General features: G+C 37.6%; 12 protein-coding genes. 1 reads left to right on the plus strand and 11 read right to left on the minus strand.

Annotated elements, in window-relative coordinates; genetic code table 11:
* The 9 genes from AACY61_RS03100 to AACY61_RS03140 all read right to left on the minus strand — a co-directional run.
* A partial coding sequence (locus AACY61_RS03100; RefSeq protein ID WP_339610079.1) for a TonB-dependent receptor occupies window positions 1–1,732 on the minus strand: 1,732 nt, incomplete at its 3' end.
* Between the two features lie 248 nt (window positions 1,733–1,980).
* The gene (arfB, locus tag AACY61_RS03105) at window positions 1,981–2,388 is read right to left on the minus strand and encodes an alternative ribosome rescue aminoacyl-tRNA hydrolase ArfB (RefSeq protein ID WP_339610081.1); all 408 of its coding nucleotides are present in this window, start codon (window positions 2,386–2,388) and stop codon (window positions 1,981–1,983) included.
* Window positions 2,389–3,918 (minus strand): DUF4301 family protein, encoded by a 1,530-nt coding sequence (locus tag AACY61_RS03110; protein ID WP_339610083.1) that lies wholly within the window; start codon window positions 3,916–3,918, stop codon window positions 2,389–2,391.
* Entirely contained in the window at window positions 3,915–4,487 is a 573-nt protein-coding gene (locus tag AACY61_RS03115; RefSeq protein ID WP_339610085.1) for an ATP-binding protein, read from the minus strand. Before AACY61_RS03115 ends, AACY61_RS03110 begins: the two co-directional genes overlap by 4 nt.
* On the minus strand, window positions 4,439–5,080 hold the full coding sequence (pnuC, locus tag AACY61_RS03120; protein WP_339610087.1) for a nicotinamide riboside transporter PnuC: 642 nt from the start codon (window positions 5,078–5,080) through the stop codon (window positions 4,439–4,441). The genes AACY61_RS03115 and pnuC overlap by 49 nt, the downstream gene beginning before the upstream one ends.
* Window positions 5,064–5,324 carry a thiamine-binding protein gene (locus tag AACY61_RS03125; RefSeq protein WP_339610089.1) on the minus strand — a complete coding sequence of 87 codons (261 nt, stop codon included), beginning with the start codon at window positions 5,322–5,324 and terminating at the stop codon, window positions 5,064–5,066. Before AACY61_RS03125 ends, pnuC begins: the two co-directional genes overlap by 17 nt.
* Window positions 5,325–5,349: 25 nt before the next feature.
* Complete coding sequence (locus tag AACY61_RS03130) at window positions 5,350–6,321, minus strand: carboxypeptidase-like regulatory domain-containing protein (protein WP_339610091.1); 972 nt, start codon at window positions 6,319–6,321, stop codon at window positions 5,350–5,352.
* Between the two features lie 16 nt (window positions 6,322–6,337).
* Window positions 6,338–7,045, minus strand: coding sequence for a geranylgeranylglyceryl/heptaprenylglyceryl phosphate synthase (locus AACY61_RS03135; protein WP_339610093.1), 708 nt, complete (start codon window positions 7,043–7,045; stop codon window positions 6,338–6,340).
* Between the two features lie 12 nt (window positions 7,046–7,057).
* Entirely contained in the window at window positions 7,058–7,684 is a 627-nt protein-coding gene (locus AACY61_RS03140; RefSeq protein ID WP_339610095.1) for a 4'-phosphopantetheinyl transferase superfamily protein, read from the minus strand.
* A gap of 64 nt (window positions 7,685–7,748) precedes the next feature.
* Here AACY61_RS03140 and ahcY point away from each other — a divergent pair, with 64 nt between their 5' ends.
* Window positions 7,749–9,065 carry an adenosylhomocysteinase gene (ahcY, locus tag AACY61_RS03145; RefSeq protein WP_339610097.1) on the plus strand — a complete coding sequence of 439 codons (1,317 nt, stop codon included), beginning with the start codon at window positions 7,749–7,751 and terminating at the stop codon, window positions 9,063–9,065.
* A gap of 78 nt (window positions 9,066–9,143) precedes the next feature.
* Here the strand turns inward: ahcY and rpmA are convergent, their stop codons facing one another.
* Together rpmA and rplU are read right to left on the minus strand one after the other, a co-directional pair.
* The gene (gene rpmA / locus AACY61_RS03150; protein WP_339610099.1) at window positions 9,144–9,404 is read right to left on the minus strand and encodes a 50S ribosomal protein L27; all 261 of its coding nucleotides are present in this window, start codon (window positions 9,402–9,404) and stop codon (window positions 9,144–9,146) included.
* A gap of 34 nt (window positions 9,405–9,438) precedes the next feature.
* A partial coding sequence (gene rplU / locus AACY61_RS03155) for a 50S ribosomal protein L21 (RefSeq protein WP_339610101.1) occupies window positions 9,439–10,049 on the minus strand: 611 nt, incomplete at its 5' end.

Consider the following 10,049-nt stretch of genomic DNA (forward strand, 5'->3'; position numbering starts at 1 on the left):
CCTCAACTCCTACACGATAACTTTCACCACTGGTGGTGCGTAAAGGTGCACCCACATCGTTCAATTCTCCTGAAAGCACCAGCTGGTCTTTGTAATCCATATAAAACAGGTTGGTGTTTACGTTGACTCTTTCGGAAGAAAATCGCCAGCCTAGTTCAAAATCGTCTAGTTTCTCCGGGGTACTGATGCCTTCTTCAAAGTCGTTTCTGGTGGGTTCACGGTGGGCTCTTCCGTAAGAAAAATACAACTGGTTAGCGGGGCTTAAGGTATAGCTCAAACCCGCTTTTGGATTAAAAAAACGAAAGCTTTCGTTTATATCAATTGGAACAATATCTGAAGTAATTCCGGCGGTTTTGTAATCAATAAACCTTCCTTGTAAATCGCCATAGGCTTGCCATTGGGCATTGATTTTGTAAGTGGCTTTTGAGAACATAGTAAACTCGCGTTTGGTTGCATCGCTGAAGTAATACTTGTCTCTGATTTCGGATCCGGCGGCATATTGCGCCCAGATGATTTCTCCAAAGTGATCGCCTTCGTACAAGCTGTAAAACAATCCTGAGGTTATTTCAAGTTTTTCCTTTTTATAAGTGGTATTGGCATTGATGACATAATAATCATTGTCCAGCCAGCGACGGCGAATGAGGTCCATTTCATTAACAATTTCACCTTCCACTTCAATGGTTTCTAGACCATAAAAATCAAACGGATCGTCTTCACGGTATTGTTCAAAGAAACCTCTTCCGTAAGTATAGTTTAGCCCGAGATTTGTTGACCAGAAGTTGTTCCAGCGCTGGTTCCAGTGCAGTTGGTAATGATCCTGTTTGTAATCGTCCACTTCGTTGTCATAAAACTTTACATTGCCGTTGGCATCAGTGTACATACCTGCAGGGTTAAATGTTCTGTCTTCTTCCAGAGTTTCGGCATCAATGCCAAACCAACTTTGGTATGTCACCTCGTGTCCGCCAAAAGTAATGGTTTTGATTAAGGTGTTGTCACCCACAAAAGAGCCCTGAAGAAAATAGGATTTCAAATCAGACGAGGCGCGGTCGATATATCCATCTGAAGCAATAGCAGAAAGTCTTCCGGCGATTTCTATCTTATTTTGTAAAAGGCCGCTGCTGAATTTTAGGTTGTGCCTGCGGGTGTTAAAACTACCAAAGCTGTTTGATATTTCGGCACTTGCTTTTTTGGAAACCGCATCGGTCAGAAGGTTTAAACTAGCGCCAAATGCTCCTGAGCCGTTGGTAGAACTTCCCACACCACGTTGTAACTGTAGGTTTTCAATGGAAGACGCAAAATCGGGCAAGTTAACCCAAAAGCTTCCCTGACTTTCAGAATCGTTGAAAGGGATACCGTTGAGAGTTACGTTTACGCGTGAAGCGTCACTACCTCTCACGCGGATATACGTATAACCCACACCGGCACCTGCATCACTGGTACTCACCACCGATGGCAGATAATTTAGTAAAATGGGGATATCTTGTCCCAGGTTGCGTTTTTCAAGTTCCTTTTTGTTAACGTTGGAATGGGTGATGGGTGAATCGGCATCCACTCTTACTGATTTGATAAGCACTTCGTCCAGAATTTGGGGTTTAAGAAGTGTGTCGTTATCTTGTTGGGCGAGGAGTGTTGTTGTTATTGCTGTTAAACAGGTGGTTAAAAATAGGCTCCTGATTATGGAGTTTTGTTGACGGGATTCCCGCGTTCGCGGGAATTTGAATAAAGTTTTCATTCGTAAAAGATTTATTACGAATAAAAGGGGCAATTATTCTTTGGTTAAAAATGGTTAATAAAACTGTATAAAAAAACCCTGAATAAAACGCTCGAGCCGAATTATTAAGGGGGTTAACACACAGTTGAAGCACTTTGCTTCTGTCCCTTGGCAGCATTACCCGCCCAGGTTCATTGGGTATAATCTCAGCCAGATGATGAAACAAGTTCAGCATGCAGCACCCCTTTGAGATGGGGCAAAGTTACTAGTTATTTATCAAATTTTGGTGGTTTTCGGTTTGCTTTTTTTAGAGCTGTATTTTTTTTTGATTTCAGGCGTTTTTCGATTGCTCCTTTGGAGGGTTTTGATTTTTTTCTTGCTTTTTTTACTTTTAGGTTTTCTTTAATAAGGTCTAGAAACCGTTCAATTACTATGGCTTTATTTTTATGCTGACTGCGGCTTTCGCTACAACTTAAAAGCAGAACACCCTCTTTGGTTAAGCGTGAAGCCAATTTTTGTCCTAGTCGTTCCTTTTCCTCTTCTGAAAGTGCCCGAGAATTTTGCAAATCAAAACTCAGCTCAATTCTAGACGACGCTTTATTGACGTGTTGCCCACCGGCACCGCTACTGCGAGTGGCTTTGAATGTGAGTTCATTGAGAGCTAAATCGGTTTGCATTTAAATAACTTGATGTGTTTCTTTTAGTAAATCATTGACTGTTTTTACCGGGTTGAATGTTTCCAAAGGCACTTCCACAAACAAGCTCGTCCAATCTGCCATACTTCCGTTCCACAAGCCTGGCAACTCGAGCGCTTTGATGGGTTTACCCTCATGACTTTTTTGAGAGATAAAGCCGGTTTCAGGGTTGACAAACTGTGTGAGATCAAACTTTTCACCTTTATAGTTTTTAAGCCCACACACTAGGTCCACCGGATTAAAGTGAGTCGCTTCATTTATAATGTTCAATTGGTGAGTATCGTTTTTATCAACTTGTGAAAGCTCCACAATCTGTAATGAAATACTTCCATTTTTATTTTTAACCCAAAAAGGTCCACCTCCGGGAGCACCTGTATTTTGTACCATACCACAGACTCTTATAGGCCGATTGAGTAGTTTTTTTGCATCCTCAATTGTTTCGGGCAAGCTTTTAAAGTTCAATTCTGAAGCCATATAGCCTCTGATGTGCTTCAACAAGTCTGTTTTATTAAAATCTTTATCAATACTTTTTAAATAGTTAAAAATATTTTTTTGAATTTCAAGCAATTTTCCGGCAAGAACTTTTTTGTATTTTGCAATGTTTTCAAGCTGTTCTTCGGTCACTACATTGTCAATGTTTTTAATAAAAACAAGGTCTGCTTCCAACTCATTGAGGTTTTCAATTAGTGCTCCGTGTCCTGCAGGTCTGAAGTGCAGGTTTTTATTAGAGTCACGGAAAGGTTTATTTTTTAAGGTTACAGCTAACGTATCTGTACCTTGTTTTTGAAATGAATAAGAGATGTTTAAACTACATTTGGTTTTGCGTTCTATTCGAGTTTTTACTTTGAGAAACTCCTTTTTAAAGTGTTCAACATTTGCTTCAGAAAAAGTAAAATGGATGTAACATTGTCCTTGAGTTACTGTATAATAGCCGGCTTCCAATAATTGTTCTTCAAAAGCAGTAGTGCTATTTTTTTTGTATTTATGAAACGGAATCAGGCCCTTAGGAAGAATACTAAAATTTAATCCGTCTTCTTCCAGCAGGGTTTTTACCAGTAGGTGTATTCGTTTTCCTTTTTTAAAGAATTTATAACGGGGATAGTGTTTTCTAATTTTTTTCCGTAATTTTTTTGTAAAAGCAAAGTGCGGAAGCCCTTTTAAGAACTCCTCCAGCAGTTGGGTGTCATTTTCGGCTAGATAGGTGTTTAGTTTTTGTTCGTCAGGGTTATATGTTTCGAGAAAATGATGAAGGTGTTTGAACATTCTTGTAGCAGCACCTGAAGCAGGTACAAATTTAAGGATGGTTAAATTATCCATCTTTTTTTCATACAGCTCTATAAGGTGATCTTTATCTTTTTCTGAAAGGCAACATATTCCATTTGAGTGGGTAGCTGAGCTAATTAACTGAACAAAGGGAATGCCGTTTTCAAAGCGTTTCAGGTCATTAAGAATTTTTTCTTCTGATAGACCGTGTTGTTGGATTTGTGCAATATCTTTTTTGGTAAATTTCATTTTTTTAAAAGCTTTTCTACTTCATCGGTGGCTTTTTTCAAACGTCGGGCATAACTGCCTTTTAAAACTATATAATTTATATTTTGTTGTTTCAACTCTTTTTCAAATAGATTAAACATTTGTTCTCTTTCTTCGGGTTTATCTCTAAGGTCATCAGCTTCCCAAGGGGTGTCGATGTAGAGCAAAAAGTATAGGTCAAATTTATCATTTTGCGCCTGAAATTTGATTTCTTCTGGGCAATAACCTTGGTAATACACTTCTGAATAAACTTTGAGTTGTAATAAATTAGTGTCATAAAACACAATTTCTTTTGCATTTTTTTCGGCAAAAGCTTCGTTTTGAAGTTGTCCTTCTGCAATAGGAATCAAGTCGTTTTTTTGGCAAATTTCTTTATTGTGATCCCATTTTTTTTGAAGGTAGCTTCTCATGTATTCAGGAGCCCAGGAGGTGTTGAACTTTTTAGCAAGATCCTGAGAAAGTGTAGTTTTTCCTGTAGACTCCGGCCCAAAAAAAACAACTTTTATGAGGTTTTTGCCTGTAGATTGGGGTTGTTGATTATTTTTTTCCATTCCAGGTAGCCGTAAATAGCAATTAGTGTAAAAATCAGATATTGAAACGATGTAAAGGTATAACCTTTATAGAAATATAGTGGTATGGAGATGAGGTCGCCCACAATCCAATAAAGCCAGTTTTCAATTTTCTTTTTAGCCATAAGCCACATCCCCACAAAAAATATGGCGGTTGTAAGTGTATCAACATAGGCCACCCAGTCGTTCCATTTTTCAAACAGCTGGTAAACAATAAAAACAAAAACCATTCCTGCAAGGAATAGGATGACTGACTGAAGCTTTTCTTTTTTTGATGTAGCAGTTATGGGTGTAAAGTGTTTAGCATCAACTTTTCGGGTCCAGATATACCAACCGTAGACACTCATTGAAAAATAGTAGGCATTGATGAGCATATCACCTATAAGGCCCCATTGGTAGAGTAAATACACAAAAATAAAGGTGCTAATAATACCCGTAGGAAACACCAAAATATTGTCTTTTTTTGCATACCAAACTGAGAGTAAACCAAATAAAACCGCGATGATTTCGAGGATGATATACAGAGGGGAATAGTCACTGTACTGACTAAAGAGCCAATCAAAAATGAGGGACATATTCGCTACGGTTTGATTTTACAATTTTTATATACAAGACGCCACGTTCAGTAGCTTCGAGGGCTATTTTCATTTCGTCATAAAGCACGTTCATAACGGAGTCGTAATCGCCATAAACTTGGGTGCTTAAGGGGTTTTCTAAAACCTTCAGCCCTGAGTTTCGCAATTTTTTTATAAAATCAATAATGGGTTGTTCATAAGTGTCCTGAAGAGGTGAAAGGGTGAGTTCAACTGAAATTTCCATAAAATAAAGTAGTATTTTTTAATAGTTAGTCATTTTCAAATACGTGCAATTTGGCACCCATTCCATAGTTATCATATCCGTTTCTGAGTAGTTCAGAATTTGGGTTGTAATCATAATTAAAGGCTTGCCATTTTTTGTCGTTGAAAAAAATGCGTCTTACCTTGGTTTGTTTTCCACTAAGCTTGTTTGTTAAAGGCAATAGAGGTCTGAAAGAAACAGCTATTTTTTCAATACCTCTTTTGGTTTTGTATTCATTGTAGGTTTTTGTTTGAATGAGTTTTCCATTACTGTCAGTGGGCCCTAGCACTTGTATAGAAACAAATATTCCATTTTGCGGGATGAAGATATTTTTATTTGTAAGATCGAGTTCATAGACTTCTTTTTTTTCTTTTTCTGTAACTGTGAAAATAACGTTTCCAAAAGATATTTCCTTATCGGGTAATCCGTTATTGTTTTCATAAAACTTAACTCGCATTAAGGTCGAAAATTTCCTAACGGAAATCTTTTTGCCCGCAACCTCTTCTTTAACATTGATTGGCATCAATAATGTTGCAATTTTTGTGGGTTTATTTTCTATTCTGTGAAATAAAACTGCTATTTCACTTTCAACGGTTTGCAGCCATGAATTGTGATAATTGTTATGTGATATAGGCTCTACTTCCCTTTTCTTAAATTTCCCATCAGGCAATTTTGAAATTATAATTTCTTTTAATTGGTCAATTTTTGGAGGAAGGGCATACGCGTTTTCAATTGTTTCAGTTATGATGATGATTTCATCATAGCCTAAAGCTGAGACAAATAGCGTGTCTACATCGGGGTAGCGCTTTTTTTGGTATAAAAATTCACCGTCAGCATTGGCATAAGAGCCGAGTCCATTTCCAAAGGAGATGGTAGCAAAAGATACCGGTTCGTTTGTCTCTTCATCAAAAAAGCGAATGGTTTGACCATACATCAAATTAGAAATTGCAAGAATAAAGAATGTAAAATAAACTTTCATTTATGAGTTCTTTTTTTCAAGATACAAATAATTTTTTTTCAAATGCAGTTCCTATAACAACCATGTCAGCTCCCGTTTTAAAAACTTCTTCCAGTTCGCTGGCAGAACGAATACCGCCTCCTACAATCAGTGGTATATTTATGGCTTTAGAAACTGAAGCGATAATTTGGTTTGAAACCCTATATTTGGCACCACTTCCTGCTTCCAGATACACCATTTTTTTGCCGGAATATTGTCCGGCCAAGGCGGTATGGGTAATTTTTTTAAGATTGTTTTGAGGGATGGGTTTGGTGTTGCTTACACGTTCTACAGCACTTTTTATGCCCCCGTCAATCAAAATATAGGCTGTTGGAATGATTTCCAGATTACATTGCTGAAGTACTTCAACAGCTCTTATTTGTTGATTGATCAGGTATTCAGGATTGTCACCTGAAAGTAAACTTAGAAAAAGCAGTGCATCTGCTTGGTTGGTGATTTGTTCTGCATCTCCCGGAAAAAGTACCAGCGGAAGCTTAGAAAGTTGTCTCAATGCATACACCGTTTTTTTGGTTTGTAACTTTGTTGCTGTACTTCCACCCACAAAAAGATGAGTGGTGGTTGTGGGGATTTGATTTAGAAATTGATGTGTGTTTTTAAGATCAAAATTTTCAGGATCGATTAAAACAGCCAATAGTTTTGTTCCTTTTTCTTTCGCGTTTACTATTGATTTATATAGAGAGCTCATCAGGCAAAGGGATTAACAAAGAGCATAGGCACAGGTAAACTGTTCAAACTCAAAAAAGTGAACTTGGTATGAGTTGATTGTCCCATTGAATATTATTTCAGCAGTGGTTTCAAGGTCATCAAATTGAAAATCCTTCACGTCAATATGATGTAAAAAGCTTACTCCTTTGTTTGCGTATAATTTGTAAAGCGCTTCTTTGGCACACCAAACTATAGTTAGTTTTTGTATGATAGCTTGGTCGTTTGCGAGTGTTCTGTATTCTTTTAAAGGGGTAAATTTATTTGCAATACGTAATATTTTATCACGTTGTTTTTCGATGTCAATTCCAACTTCATTTTTGCTGATAATAATTCCTGAAAATTCATGAGAATGTGTAATTGATATACAAGTTCCATCTTTTAAATCTGGCTTTCCATCTTCGTTATATATCAGGTCGATATCTGTATACCCGGCCTTCTTCAGTAAATGCCGTACACTCAAAAAGCCTCTTTTATGAATGTCTGAAAGCATTTTTGAAATCCTGAAACGGCTGTTTTCTGTAAGTTGAATTTCTTTTAAGAGTTCTTCAGAAGATTCTTCAATCTTCCAAATGAGCACTTTAGTTTGTGGGTTTATTGTTATTGTTTTGTAAAGAGGCATAGGTTTTAGCAGATAATCTGTATTTTTGTATTCTTAAAAATTCATATTATACAAATATAACATTATGAGTACTAAAACTGTGCCTTATACGGCTTATAAAGTAAAAGATATTTCTCTGGCTGCTTGGGGAAGAAAAGAAATTGAATTGGCTGAAGCAGAAATGCCGGGTTTAATGTCTTTGAGGGAAGAGTTTAAAAATGAGCAACCCTTGAAAGGTGCCCGCATTGCAGGATGTCTGCATATGACGATTCAAACAGCTGTGTTGATTGAAACATTAATAGCTTTGGGCGCTGAAGTAACCTGGAGCTCTTGCAACATTTTCTCTACTCAGGATCAAGCTGCAGCAGCGATTGCAGCTGCCGGAATCCCGGTTTATGCCTGGAAAGGAATGAACGAAGAAGAATTTAACTGGTGTATTGAGCAAACCTTGTTTTTTGGTGAAGACCGCAAGCCTTTAAATATGATACTTGATGATGGGGGAGACTTGACCAATATGGTTTTAGATAATTATCCAGAACTAGCCACGGGAATTAAAGGGCTTTCAGAAGAAACAACAACAGGTGTGCACCGCTTGTATGAACGCATGAAAAACGGAACTTTACCCATGCCTGCCATCAATGTTAATGACAGTGTTACCAAATCAAAATTTGACAACAAATATGGGTGTCGTGAAAGTGCTGTGGATGCTGTACGTCGTGCAACAGACACTATGTTGGCGGGTAAGCGTGTAGTGATTTGCGGTTATGGAGATGTAGGTAAAGGTACTGCTGCTTCATTCAGGGGAGCAGGTTCTATTGTAACTGTTACTGAAATTGACCCTATTTGTGCACTACAAGCAGCAATGGACGGCTATGAAGTTAAACGTCTTGAAACTGTGGTTGGAAATGCCGATGTTATTTGTACAGCTACCGGAAATAAAGATATTATTCAGGAGCGTCATTTCAGAGCAATGCGTGATAAGGCAATCGTTTGTAATATTGGGCATTTTGATAATGAAATCGATATGGCCTGGTTAAACAATAACTACGGAAACACCAAAGATGAAATCAAACCACAAGTTGATAAATACACTATAGACGGGAAGGACATCGTTGTGCTTGCTGAAGGTCGTTTAGTGAATTTGGGTTGTGCTACAGGTCATCCAAGTTTTGTGATGAGCAATTCATTTACAAACCAAACATTGGCACAAATCGAATTATGGAAAAACACTGATCAGTATGAAAACAAGGTGTACGTTTTACCTAAACATCTTGATGAAAAAGTGGCAAAACTTCATTTGGAGCGTATAGGGGTTGAACTTGAAACTCTGAGGGAAGATCAGGCAAAATATATTGGTGTGACTGTTGAGGGTCCTTTTAAACCGGACTATTACAGGTATTAAAACCAATAATTTACTAACATAAAAAACCCTTTCTGAATTTTCAGAAAGGGTTTTTTTATATTCCAGTTAAAGTAAAAACTATGCTTCAAACGGTTCAATGGAAACGTATGATTTATTGTCTTTCTTTTTTGTGAATTTTACTAATCCGTCCACTTTAGCGTGAAGGGTGTGGTCTTTACCGGCATACACATTCTCACCCGGATTGTGTGCAGTACCTCTTTGTCTTACGATGATGTTCCCGGCAACAGCAGCTTGACCGCCAAAAATCTTAACACCTAGGCGTTTTGATTCTGATTCTCTACCGTTTTTGGAACTACCAACTCCTTTTTTATGTGCCATTGTATATGGTTTTTAAAGTGTTATTAAATTTAGATTAAACAGTTTTTCCGCCGTTTAATTCGTCTTGAAGCTTTTTCAACTCATCCATTTTGCCATCAGCAGCAAGTTTTGCTTGTTGTGGCCAGGTTTCAGGGTCTAAATGCTGAACTTTATTTTCTGAAGCGTCTAAAATTTCTTTGATGGCTTCAGGTTTAGATTTTCCGATTTTTGCAAAAGTATCTAATCCACCAGCTATAAGTGTTTCAGCAGCTTTTGGTCCAACTCCCTCAATAAGGGTTAATTTGTCTCCTTTTTTTGAAGCTGGTTTTTTTGCTGTTTCTTTCTTTTCTGCTTTTGGAGTAGCGGCTTTTGGAGCTGCTGTTTTTTCTTCTTTTTTAGCAGTTTTTTTTGCACCTGTTGATACAATGCTTTCAATAACTATTTCAGTAAGAGATTGACGGTGACCATTTTTCTTTTGGTACCCTTTACGTCTTTTCTTTTTGAAAATAATTACTTTGTCACCTTTCAAATGTCTGGTGATTTTTGCTCCTACCTGAGCTCCTTCTATAGCCGGGGCGCCTAAAGTGATGTTTTCACCTTCTCCTATAAGAAGTACGTTGTCAAAAGTGACAGATGCACCCTCTTCTTCAGATAAACGGTGAACAA

The organism is uncultured Planktosalinus sp. (assembly GCF_963973675.1).
In the GTDB taxonomy this organism is placed as follows: domain Bacteria; phylum Bacteroidota; class Bacteroidia; order Flavobacteriales; family Flavobacteriaceae; genus Planktosalinus.